At 67.6% G+C, this 13,765-nt stretch carries 17 protein-coding genes and 1 pseudogene; 12 read left to right on the forward strand and 6 right to left on the reverse strand.

What is annotated here, in order from left to right; translation table 11 throughout:
* Positions 1-24: 24 nt before the first annotated feature.
* Genes EY822_RS13925 through EY822_RS13940 form a run of 4 tightly spaced genes read left to right on the forward strand, consistent with a single transcriptional unit; the run spans position 25 to position 3,951 of the window.
* Positions 25-1,326 (forward strand): ABC transporter substrate-binding protein, encoded by a 1,302-nt coding sequence (locus tag EY822_RS13925; protein WP_227497361.1) that lies wholly within the window; start codon positions 25-27, stop codon positions 1,324-1,326.
* Positions 1,323-2,342 carry a carbohydrate ABC transporter permease gene (locus tag EY822_RS13930; RefSeq protein ID WP_150309061.1) on the forward strand — a complete coding sequence of 340 codons (1,020 nt, stop codon included), beginning with the start codon at positions 1,323-1,325 and terminating at the stop codon, positions 2,340-2,342. The genes EY822_RS13925 and EY822_RS13930 overlap by 4 nt, the downstream gene beginning before the upstream one ends.
* Positions 2,339-3,175: a carbohydrate ABC transporter permease gene (locus EY822_RS13935; RefSeq protein WP_150309062.1), complete on the forward strand. Its 837-nt coding sequence runs from the start codon at positions 2,339-2,341 to the stop codon at positions 3,173-3,175. The genes EY822_RS13930 and EY822_RS13935 overlap by 4 nt, the downstream gene beginning before the upstream one ends.
* 32 nt (positions 3,176-3,207) lie before the next feature.
* On the forward strand, positions 3,208-3,951 hold the full coding sequence (locus EY822_RS13940; protein ID WP_150309063.1) for a class I SAM-dependent methyltransferase: 744 nt from the start codon (positions 3,208-3,210) through the stop codon (positions 3,949-3,951).
* On the opposite strand, the gene EY822_RS13945 is transcribed toward EY822_RS13940, so the two are convergent.
* A complete protein-coding gene (locus tag EY822_RS13945) occupies positions 3,915-4,559 on the reverse strand; it encodes a hypothetical protein (protein ID WP_150309064.1) in 645 nt (214 codons plus the stop codon). The genes EY822_RS13940 and EY822_RS13945 overlap by 37 nt on opposite strands.
* Positions 4,560-4,688: 129 nt before the next feature.
* On the opposite strand from EY822_RS13945, the gene EY822_RS13950 reads away from it, so the two are divergent.
* On the forward strand, positions 4,689-5,267 hold the full coding sequence (locus tag EY822_RS13950; protein WP_150309065.1) for an NUDIX hydrolase: 579 nt from the start codon (positions 4,689-4,691) through the stop codon (positions 5,265-5,267).
* Positions 5,268-5,326: 59 nt separating this feature from the next.
* Positions 5,327-5,923, forward strand: a complete 597-nt coding sequence (locus EY822_RS13955; RefSeq protein ID WP_150309066.1) for a P-loop NTPase family protein — start codon at positions 5,327-5,329, stop codon at positions 5,921-5,923.
* A gap of 410 nt (positions 5,924-6,333) precedes the next feature.
* Here the strand turns inward: EY822_RS13955 and EY822_RS13960 are convergent, their stop codons facing one another.
* Complete coding sequence (locus EY822_RS13960) at positions 6,334-6,585, reverse strand: PLDc N-terminal domain-containing protein (RefSeq protein WP_227497362.1); 252 nt, start codon at positions 6,583-6,585, stop codon at positions 6,334-6,336.
* A 42-nt stretch (positions 6,586-6,627) separates the two neighbouring features.
* Between EY822_RS13960 and EY822_RS13965 the strand changes: the two genes are divergently transcribed.
* The 3 genes from EY822_RS13965 (at position 6,628) to EY822_RS13975 (ending at position 8,802) form a co-directional block, all read left to right on the forward strand.
* Entirely contained in the window at positions 6,628-7,311 is a 684-nt protein-coding gene (locus tag EY822_RS13965; protein WP_150309067.1) for an HAD family hydrolase, read from the forward strand.
* Between the two features lie 139 nt (positions 7,312-7,450).
* Complete coding sequence (locus EY822_RS13970; protein WP_150309068.1) at positions 7,451-7,864, forward strand: 2'-5' RNA ligase family protein; 414 nt, start codon at positions 7,451-7,453, stop codon at positions 7,862-7,864.
* 23 nt (positions 7,865-7,887) lie between these two features.
* Positions 7,888-8,802, forward strand: coding sequence for a serine hydrolase domain-containing protein (locus EY822_RS13975; protein WP_150309069.1), 915 nt, complete (start codon positions 7,888-7,890; stop codon positions 8,800-8,802).
* A 5-nt stretch (positions 8,803-8,807) separates the two neighbouring features.
* On the opposite strand, the pseudogene EY822_RS13980 reads toward EY822_RS13975, so the two are convergent.
* Positions 8,808-8,984, reverse strand: a pseudogene (locus EY822_RS13980) (DNA alkylation repair protein); the annotation flags it as partial.
* A gap of 107 nt (positions 8,985-9,091) precedes the next feature.
* On the opposite strand from EY822_RS13980, the gene EY822_RS13985 reads away from it, so the two are divergent.
* Positions 9,092-9,391 carry a hypothetical protein gene (locus tag EY822_RS13985; protein ID WP_150309070.1) on the forward strand — a complete coding sequence of 100 codons (300 nt, stop codon included), beginning with the start codon at positions 9,092-9,094 and terminating at the stop codon, positions 9,389-9,391.
* A gap of 11 nt (positions 9,392-9,402) precedes the next feature.
* Positions 9,403-11,037, forward strand: a complete 1,635-nt coding sequence (locus EY822_RS13990) for a cation:proton antiporter (protein WP_150309071.1) — start codon at positions 9,403-9,405, stop codon at positions 11,035-11,037.
* Positions 11,038-11,055: 18 nt separating this feature from the next.
* Here the strand turns inward: EY822_RS13990 and EY822_RS13995 are convergent, their stop codons facing one another.
* Genes EY822_RS13995 through EY822_RS14005 form a run of 3 tightly spaced genes read right to left on the reverse strand, consistent with a single transcriptional unit; the run spans position 11,056 to position 12,955 of the window.
* Entirely contained in the window at positions 11,056-12,132 is a 1,077-nt protein-coding gene (locus EY822_RS13995; protein ID WP_150309072.1) for a DNA polymerase IV, read from the reverse strand.
* Positions 12,133-12,185: 53 nt separating this feature from the next.
* Positions 12,186-12,725: a hypothetical protein gene (locus EY822_RS14000; RefSeq protein WP_150309073.1), complete on the reverse strand. Its 540-nt coding sequence runs from the start codon at positions 12,723-12,725 to the stop codon at positions 12,186-12,188.
* A complete protein-coding gene (locus EY822_RS14005) occupies positions 12,722-12,955 on the reverse strand; it encodes a helix-turn-helix transcriptional regulator (protein WP_150309074.1) in 234 nt (77 codons plus the stop codon). The genes EY822_RS14000 and EY822_RS14005 overlap by 4 nt, the downstream gene beginning before the upstream one ends.
* Positions 12,956-13,042: 87 nt before the next feature.
* Here EY822_RS14005 and EY822_RS14010 point away from each other — a divergent pair, with 87 nt between their 5' ends.
* Positions 13,043-13,762 carry a histidine phosphatase family protein gene (locus EY822_RS14010; RefSeq protein ID WP_150309075.1) on the forward strand — a complete coding sequence of 240 codons (720 nt, stop codon included), beginning with the start codon at positions 13,043-13,045 and terminating at the stop codon, positions 13,760-13,762.
* Positions 13,763-13,765: the final 3 nt, after the last annotated feature.

Here is a 13,765-nt window from a genome sequence, read left to right on the forward strand (position 1 = left end):
CCCGTCCCCACTCGAAGGAACCCCGTGAAGATCACCAGAATGACCACCGCCGTCAGTGTCGGCCTTGCCACCATGCTGCTCGCCTCCGGCTGCTCGAGCTCATCCGGAGGCGGTGACGGCGACGTGCGCCTGCAGATGGTCGAGAGCCTGACCAACCCGACCCGGACCGCGCTGCTCAAGGAGTTGCTCGCCGACTTCGAGACGGAGAACCCCGGCGTCACCGTCGAGCTGATCTCTCCGCCCACCGACCAGGCAGACCAGAAGATCCAGCAGATGCTGCAGGCCGGCAACGGAATCGACGTGCTCGAGGTGCGCGACATCACCGTCGGACCGTTCAGCGCGAACGGCTGGATCAGCGACATGACCGAGGTCCTCGACGGCTGGGAGGGATGGGAGGACATGACGGCCAACGCGGTCGACTACGCGACCAACGACGATGGCCAGACCTATTACATCCCGTACGGCTTCTACGGTCTGAGCGTCTTCTACCGCACGGATCTGGTCGAGGCCGCCGGCTTCGATGGGCCGCCCGAGACCTGGGCGGAGATGCTCGAGCAGGCGACAGCGATCCAGGAGTCCGGTGACGGCAACTACGGCTACGCGTTCCGCGGGGGCACCAACGGGAACGGCAACCTCGCCACGGCGATCGAGGCGTACGTGGCCGACGACATCGACACCTCGAACGGATTCAAGCTGACCGACGGCTCGTCGATCTTCTCCGCCCCCGAGGCGCAGGACGCCGCGGACATGTACTTCGAGCTCTTCGCGAAGGCTTCGCCGCCGTCGAGCGTCGCGTGGGGCTACCCGGAGATGGTCGAAGGCTTCTCCAACGGATCGACCGCGTTCCTGCTGCAGGACCCCGAGGTCATCAGTGCCATCGGAAGCTCGACGGCCATCACCGAGGACCAGTGGGACACGGCGCCCCTCGTGAAGGGCCCGACCGGTAAGGCCGTGCAGGCCGTCGCGACGTCCGGATGGGGCACCGCCGAGTCCAGTGAGCACAAGGAGGAGGCGGCCGAGCTGATCAAGTTCCTCTCCTCCGGGGACGCATCGACCCGGTTCACCAAGGAGAACAGCCTCGTGCCGATCCTGACCAGTGCCGCCGAGGACGAGTTCTACAGCACCGGCGCCTGGGCCAGCTACGTCACCATGACGGAGAACCCCGACACGTACATCTCCGTGATCCAGCCCCGCTCGGTCGAGTGGTGGACCGAGTGGACGCAGAAGGCCGACTCCGAGGTGCAGCGCGTGCTCGTCGGCGACATGACCAGCGAAGAACTGCTCGCCAGCTGGGACGAGTACTGGATGGAGAAGTGGGCCGAATGAGCGTAGGCGACACCCGCATCGCCCCCGCGGCGGGACCCGGCGGGGCGGGGGCGTCCGCGCCCCCACCCCGCCCCGTCGGGGGCGGGCGCTCGGGCGGGCCGGGTGGCACGCTCGGCTCGTCGCAACGTCGCATCTTCACCGTACGCAAGGGACTCGGCCTGCTGGCGTTCATGGCGCCGGCCCTCATCTTCGTCGCCGTGTTCATCTACTACCCGCTGTTCGCGGGCGGGCAGATGGCGTTCCGCAACTACAACCTGAACAACCTCACCGACACCTCCTGGGTCGGACTCGGCAACTTCCGGGACATCCTCGCGGATCCCGTCTTCTACACGGTGCTGCGCAACTCGGTGGTGTGGGTCGTCGCCTCGCTGGTCCCCCAGTTCGTCATCGGATTCGCGCTCGCCCTCTGGCTCCGCCGCCGGTTCCGCTTCCGGGGCGTCTACCAGGCTCTCGTGTTCTTCCCGTGGGCGATCTCCGGGTTCCTCATCGGCATCCTGTTCCGCTGGATGTTCAACAGCGAGTTCGGCGTCATCAACGATCTGCTGGCGAAGACGGGGCTGATCGATCAGCCCATCAACTGGCTCGCCGATCCGGCGACGGCCATGGTCGCGGTGCTCATCGCCAACATCTGGTACGGAGTGACCTTCTTCGCGATCATGATCCTCGCCGCCCTGCAGTCCGTCCCCGACGAGATGCTCGAAGCGGCCGCCCTCGACGGCGCCGGCCGCGCGCGCACTCTGTTCTCGATCGTGATCCCGTACATCAGCGTGACCCTCGCCCTCACGGTGCTGCTGCGGGTGATCTGGATCTTCAACTTCCCCGACATCATCTACGGCATGACCGGAGGCGGCCCCGCCGACCGCACGCACATCGTCACCACGTGGATGATCCAGACCACGCAGCGCGGTGACTACGGTCGTGCCTCCGCACTCGGTCTGATCGTCATCGCGGTGCTGCTCGTGTTCACCGTCTTCTACCTCCTCGCCATGCGGGAGAAAGGGTCGAAAACCCGATGATCGACACCGAAACGCGATCGGCCCGAATCGTCCGCTTCGGGTTCCTCGGCCTGTGGCTGCTGATCACCCTGTTCCCGCTCTACTGGATCACCGTCACCTCCTTCAAGGCCCCCGGCTCGATCTTCAGCCGGCCCCTCACCTACTGGCCCACCGAGTTCTCCCTCGAGAACTACATCGGACTGTTCGCGAAGTCCCAGTTCGGCGTGTACGTGCTGAACAGCATCATCGTCAGCACCGTTGCCGCCACCGTGGCAACGCTGATCGCCCTGCTGTCCGGCTACGTTCTCTCCCGGTTCGAGTTCCGCTCCAAGGGCGCCCTGATGACCGCCTTCTTCGTCACGCAGATGATCCCGTCGTTCATCGCGCTCGGGCCGCTCTACCTGCTGATGACGCAGTTGGACCTCGTCGACAACCGCTTCGGCTTGATCCTCATCTACATTGCCGTGTGCATCCCCTTCAGCACGATCATGTTGCGCGGCTTCTTCGCCAACGTCCCCGACGCGCTCGAGGAAGCCGCCATGATCGACGGCTGCTCGAGGATCGGCGCACTGTTCCGCATCCTCGTGCCCGTCATGAAGCCCGGGATCGTCGCGGCGTTCATCTTCAACTTCGTCAACTGCTGGAACGAGCTGTTCCTCTCGGTCACGCTCATGAACCGCGACTCGAACAAGACCATCCCCACGGCGATCAACGGCTTCATCAGCAGCTTCAACATCGACTGGGGACCGATGTCCGCCGCTGCGGTGCTCACGGTCATCCCGACCATGGTTCTGTTCGCCTTCGCCAGCCGGTGGATCGTGCAGGGCCTCACGGCGGGGGCGGTGAAGGGCTGAGGTCGGCTCGCCGTATGCGGGAGACTGAGGTCGTGCCCGACGCCATCTTCGACCACCCGAGAGTGGCGGCCGTCTACGATCCGCTCGACCCCGACCGCACCGATCTCGACGAGTACGCCCGCATCATCGTCGACGAGCTCGGCGCGCGGACCCTGCTCGATGTGGGATGCGGCACCGGCACGTTCGGAGTGCTGCTCGCCGGACGCGGGATCGCCGTCGTGGGGGTCGATCCTGCCCGTGCGTCCGTGGCGGTGGCACGCGGCAAGCCCGGTGCCGACGCGGTCACCTGGATCGTCGGCACCGCCGAGGACCTTCCTGCCCTGCAGGTGGATGCGGCGACGATGACCGCCAACGTTGCGCAGGTCTTTCTGGACGATGACGACTGGGCCGCGACTCTCGTCGCGATCTCACACGCACTGCGTCCCGGTGGGACGCTCATCTTCGAGGCGAGGCGACCGGAGGTGCGCGCTTGGGAGGGCTGGACGAAAGAGGCCAGCGGGCAGGTCGTGTCGGTACCCGGGGTCGGCGACGTCGAGGACTGGGTGCAGGTGACCAGCGTCGACGGCGAATTCGTGACGTTCGACTCCCCCACGATCTTCCACGCCGATGGAGAGCGGATCGAATCCACCTCGACTCTGCGGTTCCGTTCCCGTGCAGCGATCGAAGACTCGATCGTGCATGCGGGGCTCGAGCTGGTGGAGGTGCGCGACCTCGCCTATGCGCCGGGTCGGTCGTGGCTCTATCTCGCTCGGCGACCGGGCGCGGCGCCCGCCTGAGCCGTTCCCGGGCGACTGACCCCGGCGGAACGCAACTCGAGATCGGCGAGGCGCTGCACGACGGGGGCGTCACCGCGGCGCCAGTCCCCCACCGGATCGGCGCTGATGCCGAGGAGGTCGGCATCCCGACCGGTGGAAAGCGCCCGGAGCGCGAGGAGGTGCATACCGCCCGTGGAGGCGGCGAGGGCGCGAGCCGCCGTCGCCCTGCGTACGAAACGCACGCGATTGCGCAACCAGAACCGCACGATGAGCGCGATCGGCACGACCGCGACGAGCACGCCCGCGATGAGGGCGAGGTCGGCCACGAGTTGTTGCTGCTCCTGCCCGGCGGCGACGAGTGCCGCCCCCGCGCGACTCGCGTCGTCGAAGGGCGCACTCGCGCCGCGACCGACGAGGGGGATGTCGTCGATGCTGGACGCCGCGTCCGTCATGGTGCTGCGGAAGCCCTCGCCCGCGACCTCGATGCCTTTGCCCAAGTCGGCGAGAGCCGACACCAGGGTCGACGTCGCGACACCCAGGGCGGTGAACAGCGCGATGGCGGCAAGAGCCAGGACGTCTGACGTCGCCTGCCGAGCACGAACGAGAGGGGACGCGGAGTAGATCTGCATCCCTCCACTATGCGGGGAGGCGCGTGCGGGGAGGGCCGGACGGCGCTTATCCGTCCGGACTGCCGCCACACCGCTCCCGTCTCGCCCGCCCGTGTGCCGTTCGTCCCGTCGACCGCTCAGACTGGAGGCATGCGAACCGAAGACCTCGTCGCCGCCCTCGAGAATGCGCCCGTATCGCCCCTCCGCGAGGACTACCTGGCGTTCGTGTCCGCGCGCGGCGGTGCCGCTCACCGCCGGAGCTTGGGCGACGAGCATGTCACGGCGTCGTGTTTCGTGTTCTCCCCCGACCTGAGGCAGGTGCTGCTGTGCTTCCACCGGAAGGGACGCTTCTGGGTGCAGTTCGGCGGACACATCGAGGAGCGTGACGCGACGGTGGCCGAGGCTGCTCGGCGGGAGGCCCGGGAGGAGTCGGGCATCGGTGGGCTCGAGCTGCTGTCCGAGCGGATCGCCGATCTCGACCGTCACGAGCTGCACGGCGGCTTCACCTGCGCGGTGCACTGGGACATCGGATTCGTCGCGGTCGTTTCCACGGACACCGCCGTTTCCTCCAGCGATGAGAGCGAGGACGTGCGGTGGTTCTCGGTCGATGATCTTCCCGGGGATGTGCCCTCCGAGTTTCCGGCCCGGATGCGGAACCTACGAGAGCTGGTCCCGAGTCTTTCCGTCCCTTCAGGGGACGCGTCGTCCCCGAGTGCAGCTGATCACTGAGCACTCCTCAGCGCTTCGGCGGCCGGTCCAACACGATGCCGCTGCCTACACTCGTTCCCATGCTCCGCTTCGACGACCCGTTACCCGGCAGGCCGCGGCGCATCCTCGTGGCAGGTGTGTCCGGGTCGGGAAAGACGACTCTGGCCGCTCGGATCGCCGAGGCGGTCGACGCGCCGCACACCGAGATCGACGCCCTCTTCCATGGTGCCGACTGGACACCGCGGGCCGGCTTTCTCGATGATGTGCGCGAGATGAGTGCGGCTGAGACCTGGACCACCGAATGGCAGTACGGGTCGGCGCGTCCCCTGCTTGCCGCACGGGCGGACATGCTCGTGTGGCTCGACGTCCCCTTCTTCCGCACCACACTTCCCCGCGTCGTTCTCCGCACTCTGCGGCGCCGGTGGCGAAACGAGGAGTTGTGGAACGGCAACGTCGAGCGCCCGCTCCGCACCTTCTTCTCCGACCCCGAGCACATCGTGCGGTGGGCGATCAGCACGAGGCGGAAGTACAGGCATGCCGTGCCCGCGCTCGAAGCCGCGCATCCGGACCTCGTCATCGTGCGGCTGCGCTCTCGCCGGGAGGTCGAGTTGTGGCTGGCCGGACCTCTTGCGAGGACGTCGCCCGATCCCGGCGTGCAACCGTCCGCCCGGCGCTGAGCGCCGGAACGCGCGGGCGGAAACGCCTCGCCTCCGTCTTCGCCGGCCGGATTCGGCCGTCCACCGGACGCGGTATGGTCGCCACCATGGCATCCCTGATCCAAAGTCGATTCGCGCTCGACCGCATCCGCCACGAGGGCGTCGCGCTCATCGTGTTTGGATCGCTTTCGTTCGTATTTCCGCTGCTGCCCTCGGCGTTGGGACGCAATCGGGCTGGAACTGGGCACAGGTCGTCATGGCGATCGTGCTCGTCGGAGCCGGCATCGTCCGGCTGCGCCGTTACGGGAGAGAGCGGAGCGTGTTCGAGGCGGAGAATGGCCGAGATGCGGGCAAGCAGACCCGCCGCGAGCCGTCGGCTAGCGCATAGGGAGTGGGCGCTGTTGGGCCGTGGGTGAGTTGCCTCGGCTCAATCATGGGACGCGGTGCGACCAGCGATCGGCGAGAACACTGCGCCGTCCGATGAGAAACCACGCGAGGGGACCGATGACGGGCACCAGTACGACCAGTAGTGTCCACCCCAGTACGAGCGCGGGCGTGAACGCCGCCAGAAGCCGGCTGATCGACACGATCGCGAACACCATAAGAACGAGGGGCACGATGGCGGTGGCAGTCCAGGCGATGTCGTAGTCCGCCGGCAGTAGTGGGTTCACGGCGCCGATCATGTCGCTCACCTTATTCCGTAGGTGAAGAGTTGGGATAGGACCATGAGGATGATTCGCGGAGTCGGATTCGATCTCGACGGCACCCTGTTCGATCACCGAGGTTCGGCACGGATCGGCATTGATGGCTTCTTCCGGTCTTTGGGTATCGCGCCGTCCGATGAGGCGCGTCGCTCCTGGTTCACGGCCGAAGAGGAACAGTTCGAGCTGTGGCGTGCGGGGTCGATCAGCTTCCGCGAGCAGCGTCGCCGCCGACTGCTCATCGTGTTGCCTCCGCTTGGGGCAGCAGTCCCCGACGATCCCGATTCACTTGATGCGCTGTTCGAGCAATACGCGCACGCGTACCGAGACGCATGGCGACCGTTCGATGACAGCGCCACCCTTCTGCGAGCGCTCCGACGGGACGGATACCGCACCGGCATCCTGACCAACGGATCGCACGAGCAACAGGTCGACAAGCTCCGCGTCACGGGTCTGTATGACCTCGTCAACGTCGTGTGCACCTCGGAACGGATCGGCCTCGCGAAGCCCGACGTCGGAGCCTTTTCCGCGCTGGCGGACCACATGGGCATCCCACCCGCCGAGTGCCTCTTCGTGGGAGACCACGCCGAACACGATGTCGCCGGAGCGGAGAGTGCGGGCATGTCGGCAGTACTGGTGGATCGGTGCGGGCGGCACGCTGAAGGGATCGGCGAAGCGGTGCGTGCCGCACTCGCTCCGTGGGCGTAGGTACGCGCATCGAGAGTCGCGGGTGATTCGTTGCCCTACGGTTGTGCCGTGCCGCGCTACGTCGTCGTTCTTCCGCTTGAACCGTTGTGCGCGGGCGACGGATTCTCCGTCGACGACTGGCCACTTCATGTAAACGGTCGTGCCCAACTTTTCGACGCCTGCGGATCGCGCGGACGTGATCCGCGCCGTGCGATCGGTCGCTCGCCGTCGGAGACCGGTGTCGGTCACCATCGGCGAGGCAGCGTTGTTCGGACCCGACTTCACCATCCTTGTCGACCTCATCACGAACGCGCCGTCACTCCATCGCCTCCACGCAGACCTTCTCGTTGCTCTCGCGCTGCACGCGGACATCGCGATCGACGTTCCTCAGTTCGCGCTGGCCGGCTACCGGCCGCACGTCACCGTCACCTCCACGGCACGGGCGAACTCGGGCAACCGGTACACGCTCGGACAGCTCGCACTGGTGGACATGGCGCCCGCCGGTCGGAGCGAACTCCGGGTGGTCATCGCGACGTGCGAACTGGATCACGGCGACAAGCCACGCCTGCAGTGACGTGGGTACGGGACACTGAGAGCATGAGCGACGCGTCATCCGTGCTGCATCGGTTCGTGGATGCCGTGAATGCCGAACAGCTCGGCATTTACGGAGTGCACGTCTCCATCGGCGATGACGAGGCGCAGCACCGATGGCGAAGCGACGACCGCGAGAACATCTACTCCGTGTCGAAGGGCGTGTGCGCGCTCGCCACGGGCATGGCCATCGGTGAGGGGCTCATCTCCCTCGACTCGACGGCGAAGGAACTCCTGCCCGCTCTGTCATTCGGCCCGGGAGCCGACGCGGTCACTCTTCAGAACCTGCTGACGATGTCGAGCGGCATCGACTTCGCCTGGTTCGCCGACGAACCCGTGCCGTGGCCGGACCTCGCGCAGGAAATGATGCGCCGACCGAGCCGAGGGCCGGGGACCGTGTTCCAATACTCCGACGCCAGCACCTACGTGGCGATGCGGATGCTCGCGTCCGTGGTAGGCGACGTGCGGGACTGGTTGCTGCCACGGCTGTTCGACCCGTTGAGCATCCACAATCCTCAATGGCACCGGTGCCCGCGCGGGCACATCATGGCCGGAAGCGGACTCGAGTTGCGCACCGGCGAACTCGCGCGCATCGGGCGGGTGCTGCGGGACGGGGGCCGGTGGGAGGGCCGACAGCTGGTCGACTCCGCGTGGATCGCGCGGATGCACGGCACCTGGGTCGAGACCGGAGGCGGCGCTCCTTTCGCCCGGTACGGCATGACCGTCTGGGAGGGACCGGGCGACTGTTGGCGCCTCGACGGCCGGTACGGCCAGTACGTCATCATCGACGAGACCCGGAACGCCGTGGTGACCATCACCGCTCACGAAGAGCACCGGGACCACCGCCTCGCGGAACTGGCGGTCGAAGCGCTCAGCGGTGCACCCACCGCCCCTGCACTCGCCGCACCGGCAGGCCGTTGAGTGGTCGATCGGCGACGGACGATCTCGGTGATCCAGATGGGCGCATAGGGCGACGTGCACCCCGGCGGGGTGGGATAGTCCTTCAGCACTCCGAGGCGTTCCCCGATGTCGAGAGCCCGAGCGCGATTCTCGGCGGAATGGATGCCGATGGCCGCGAGGCACTCGTTCATCGCCCACTGCAACCAGAATCGAAGGACTTTGGGCCTGCACATCGGTGCCGAACTCCGCGAGAATGAGAACGGTGAGGGACTAGAACGTCACCGGCGGTCGGGGCCGAGGGAGCGGACGGATGGATACCAGCAGCACGGGGGCGGCACCCTCGGCGGCCGGGGTTCCCGCGGCCCGAATCCCTGCCGTGCCGTCGACGGTGACGATCGCCTATGACGGCCATTCGTACCGGGTCACCACGGAGATGGCGGAGGCCTTCCTCACGCGGGCGCTGGCCGTGCTCAAGAAGAACGAGTCCGACCTCGTGCCGTTGACGCACGCCGAGGGCGTCGAGCTCCTGTTCATCTCCCCACGTGCGCAGTTCTCGCTCGGATCGGCGGATGGTTCGCACTCGAGAGGCGAAACGGAACTCCGGCTCTAGCCGCGACGGCCATGGATCCGTTCGGAACGACAGCGGCCGTCCTGGCGGTGGCCGCTCTCGTGGCCTTCGCGGCCAACCGCGCACGCCAACCGCTGATCGTCGCCTTCATCCTGGTCGGCATCCTGGTGGGCCCGTCCTTCCTCGGCTGGGTCGAGGACGCGGGCGAGCTCGACCTGCTCGCCGAGATCGGCATCGCGATCCTGTTGTTCCTGGTGGGTCTGAAGCTCGACCTGCATCTCGTGCGGAGCATCGGGGGCGTGGCCCTGATCACCGGGCTCGGGCAGGTGGTGTTCACCTCGCTCGTCGGCTACGGCCTGGCGTTGTGGTTCGGGATGCCCGCCATCGAGGCGCTGTATGTGGCGGTGGCGCTCACCTTCTCCTCCACCATCATCATCGTCAAGCTGCTCTCCGACAAACGGGAACTCGAGGAGCTCCACGGGCGCATCGCCCTGGGTTTCCTGATCGTGCAGGACGTCGTCGTCATCATCGTGATGATCGCACTGTCGAGCCTGGGTGGAGAGCGCGGCGGCACGGGTCTCGACTCGGTGTGGGTGATTGTGCTCGGCGGCACGGGTCTGATCGTCGGCATGTCCGCGATGATGAAGTGGGTACTCCCCCGGGCACTCGAGCTCGTCGCCACGTCGCAGGAACTGCTCATCGTGTGCAGCGTGGCCTGGGCCGTCTCGGTGGCGGCCCTCACGGAGTGGCTCGGCTTCTCGGTGGAGGTGGGCGCCTTCCTCGCGGGATTCGCTCTGGCATCCACTCGCTTCCGGGAGTCGATCGCGTCGTCGCTCACCGGGCTCCGCGACTTCCTCCTGCTGTTCTTCTTCATCGTGCTCGGATCGCAACTGGACTTCTCCGCCGTGGGAAGCCAGGTGCCGGCGGCGATCGCGTTCTCCCTGTTCGTGCTCATCGGGAACCCGCTGATCGTGCTCGTCATCATGGGCGTGATGGGCTACCCGAAGCGCGTGTCGTTCCTCGCGGGCCTGGCCGTGGCGCAGATCAGCGAGTTCTCCCTCATCCTCGTGGCGCTCGGACGTGACCTCGGGCATCTCGACGCCGACACCGTCGGACTCGTCACGTTGGTCGGGATGATCACGATCGGCGGCTCGACCTATCTGATCCTGTACTCGAAGCAACTCTTCGACCTGCTCAGCCCCGTGCTCGGCGTGTTCGAACGACGGCGGCCCCATGACGTGCCGCCCCCGGACGGTGAGCGGTTCGACGTCATCCTGTTCGGCAACGGCCGTTTCGGTCGGCGCCTGATCGAGCAGTTCACCGATGCCGGCCACACGGTGCTCGTGATCGACTGGGACCCGTACGCCCGGCTCGAGCTCCGCAACGCCGGCCTGCACTCCCTCGTCGCCCTGCGGTACGGCGACGCGGACAACCCGCAGTTCCCGGAGACGCTGCCGCTCGCATCCGCGCGCTGGATCGTCAGCACCATCGCCGACCCCGACACCAACAAGGTGCTCGCCGGCTCGCTACGACGCCACGGGGCGACCGCCCCCATCGCGGTCACCGCGCACAGCGGCACGGCCGCCCGGCAGCTGGCGCCCGAGATCGAACGCGGGGCGATCGACCTGATCCTCGAGCCGTTCGGCGACGCATCGGACGACGCGATCACGGCTCTGCGCAACCTGTGACGTGCCCGTGACGTGCGGTCACCACCCGCCGCGGGTGGGCGTGTGCCCGATGCGCGCGTCGTCGGGCATGGTCATCTCGGCCCGGAAGCCGAGGAGCCGGATCTGCCGGTCGGGGTCGAGCTTGCCGACGAGGGCCAGAGCCTGGGCCAGCACCTCGTCCCGGTCGGCGGTTTGCGGGATCTTCCGGGCGAAGGTCTTGGTGAGAAACGGGGCGTACCGCACCTTGAGCGTGAGACCGATGACCGGACGCCCCTCCGCCGTCACATCCTCCAGCACGCGGTCGACGAGGTCGCGCACCGCCTCCTCCACCTCGCTCGCCTCGGTGAGGTTCTGCTGGAAGGTCGTCTCGCGGCTGTGGCCTCGGGCCACCCAGGGCGTGGCGTCCACCTCGCGAGCGCCGTCACCCCGGCCCAGCTCCGCGTACCATGGCCCCATCTTCGGTCCGAACTCCGGTACCAGAGTCTGCGGATCGACCGCCGCGAGTTCGGCCACGGTGGTGATGCCCAGCGACGCCAGCCGACGGGAGATCTTGGTGCCGACGCCCCAGAGGTCGATGGTCGGCCGTGGCCCCATCACGTCCAGCCAGTTGTCGGCGGTCAGCCGGAACACGCCTGCCGGCTTGCCGAAGCCGGTCGCCACCTTCGCCCGGACGAGCGTGTCGCCGATGCCGACGCTGCAGTGCAACTGCGTCGCCTCGACCACCGCCCGTTGCACTTCCCTGGCGTACGCCTCGGGATCGTCGGTCCGGATGCCGAGGAACGCTTCGTCCCAGCCGAGCACCTGCACCGTCGCCCCCGGTCGGGCGCGAAGCGTCGCCATCACCTCGTCGGATGCGGCGGTGTACGCCTCCGCGTCGACCGGAAGCAGCACCGCATCCGGCACCTTCCGAGCCGCGATGCGGAGCGGCATCCCGGAGCCGACGCCGAACGCCCGCGCCTCGTACGAGGCGGTGGACACCACCGCGCGTTCGGTCGGATCGCCACGACCGCCGACGATCACCGGTCTGCCCGCGAGTTCCGGATGCCGCAGCACCTCGACGGCGGCGATGAACTGGTCGAGGTCCACGTGCAGTACCCAGGGGGCTGTTCCGCTCACCACCCCAGTCTGCTCGCGCCGGCATCCCGACTGAAGAGCAACCTACCGCCCCATCAGGTCGTTCCACGGCGGAGGTTCGCCCGCCGGTAGCTGTGCACACCTCCGACGATCGCGGCGAGTCCGCCGAGCATTCCCCCGATCACCGCTCCCTGCGCCATCCCGCCGAAGAATCCGTCCCCCGGAACCACCTCGAACGACGGCGTGGACAGCAGGGGCTGGCCGGAGAAGACCGTGTAGGTCATCGCGGCGAACGTGAGCACCATCGCGGCTCCGAAGACGATGATCCCCACGAGCGTCGATCGCGCACCGGCATCCTCGGCGAGCCGCCTCATGTTCACCTGCCGCCGCTTCGCGTACCAGGAGGCTGCCATTGAGGGAACGATCGTCGTGGCGAGCAACAGGACCGGGAGGAGCACGTGCCCGAAGGCGGCGGCGACGAGCGCAGCCGCGAGGCCGAAGTAGAGCCCGGTCGTGAGGCCGAAGGCGTTGGATTCCATGAACACGGCGCGTTCCCGTTCGTCGCCGTATGCCGGGCTGTCGAGGTCCATGACCCGCTCCGCTACCCGGTCCAACCTGTTCCGCTTGTTCGTCACTTCTCGTCTCCTGTCTCGTTCGAAAAGAGCTCCTCGACGGTTCCGCCCAGTACCCGGGCGATGCGCAGCGCGAGGTACACCGAGGGGGCGTAGTCGCCCTGCTCGACGGCCATGATCGTGTGCCTGCTGACGCCCACCTGGTCGGCCAGCTCGGCCTGGGTCAGGCGCCGTTCTCGGCGGCGCTCCCGCACCGGACTCGTCCCGTTGGTGTCGGTGATCCGGGGTCCCATAGGAATGATGTTAAGGATCCTCTACACCGGATGTCAAGGATCCTTAACATGCGGAGTCATCCCTACCCGGTGTCTAGGCTTGTCGGCATGGCCACAGTTCTGCTCGTGCGACACGGACGTACCACCGCCAATGCCACCGGCGTGCTGGCGGGCCGAGCGGCGGGAGTGCGGCTCGACAAGGTCGGTCGCGACCAGGCCGCGCACACCGCCGAGCGGCTCGCTGCCGTGCCGCTGGTCGGCGTGGTGTCGAGCCCGCTCGAACGCTGCCGTCAGACGTCGCGATTCATCCTCGACCGGCAGGATCACGATGCGCAGGGCGTGCCGGTGACGCCGATCGAGAACGGAATAACCGAGTGCGATTACGGCGAGTGGCAGGGACGCACCCTCGCCGAACTGGCGAAGGAGAGCCTGTGGTCGGTGGTGCAATCCCAGCCCTCCGCGGCGGTGTTCCCGGGCGGTGAGTCGCTCGCGACCATGCAGGCCCGGTCGGTCGCCGCGATCCGGCGGCACGACGCGGTTTTTGAGGCCGAGCACGGGCCGGGAGCGGTCTGGGCGGCGGTGAGCCACGGCGACATCATCAAGTCGATCCTGGCCGACGCGCTCGGCATGCACCTCGACCTGTTCCAGCGCATCACCGTGGGTCCCGCGTCGGTCTCGATCGTGCGGTACGGCGCCGGCCGGCCCAATGTTCACGCCACCAACACCGACTCCGGCGACCTGTCCTGGCTCCGAGCCGCGCCGAGCACGGGCGACGCGCCCGTCGGCGGCGGGGCGGGCACTCAGGCACCGGTTCCACCGCGTTCCTAGACT

Origin of the sequence: Planctomonas psychrotolerans, from assembly GCF_008642235.1 — a bacterium.
GTDB classification, from domain to species: domain Bacteria; phylum Actinomycetota; class Actinomycetes; order Actinomycetales; family Microbacteriaceae; genus Planctomonas; species Planctomonas psychrotolerans.

Coding starts and splice junctions, on each gene's coding strand:
- EY822_RS13935 (WP_150309062.1), top strand. CDS start 2,339: ATGATCGACACCGAAACGCGATCGGCCCGAATCGTCCGCTTCGGGTTC.
- EY822_RS13945 (WP_150309064.1), bottom strand. CDS start 4,559: ATGCAGATCTACTCCGCGTCCCCTCTCGTTCGTGCTCGGCAGGCGACG.
- EY822_RS14005 (WP_150309074.1), bottom strand. CDS start 12,955: ATGGGACCCCGGATCACCGACACCAACGGGACGAGTCCGGTGCGGGAG.
- EY822_RS13960 (WP_227497362.1), bottom strand. CDS start 6,585: ATGATCGGCGCCGTGAACCCACTACTGCCGGCGGACTACGACATCGCC.
- EY822_RS13955 (WP_150309066.1), top strand. CDS start 5,327: ATGCTCCGCTTCGACGACCCGTTACCCGGCAGGCCGCGGCGCATCCTC.
- EY822_RS13965 (WP_150309067.1), top strand. CDS start 6,628: ATGAGGATGATTCGCGGAGTCGGATTCGATCTCGACGGCACCCTGTTC.
- EY822_RS14010 (WP_150309075.1), top strand. CDS start 13,043: ATGGCCACAGTTCTGCTCGTGCGACACGGACGTACCACCGCCAATGCC.
- EY822_RS13950 (WP_150309065.1), top strand. CDS start 4,689: ATGCGAACCGAAGACCTCGTCGCCGCCCTCGAGAATGCGCCCGTATCG.
- EY822_RS13985 (WP_150309070.1), top strand. CDS start 9,092: ATGGATACCAGCAGCACGGGGGCGGCACCCTCGGCGGCCGGGGTTCCC.
- EY822_RS13990 (WP_150309071.1), top strand. CDS start 9,403: ATGGATCCGTTCGGAACGACAGCGGCCGTCCTGGCGGTGGCCGCTCTC.
- EY822_RS13975 (WP_150309069.1), top strand. CDS start 7,888: ATGAGCGACGCGTCATCCGTGCTGCATCGGTTCGTGGATGCCGTGAAT.
- EY822_RS13930 (WP_150309061.1), top strand. CDS start 1,323: ATGAGCGTAGGCGACACCCGCATCGCCCCCGCGGCGGGACCCGGCGGG.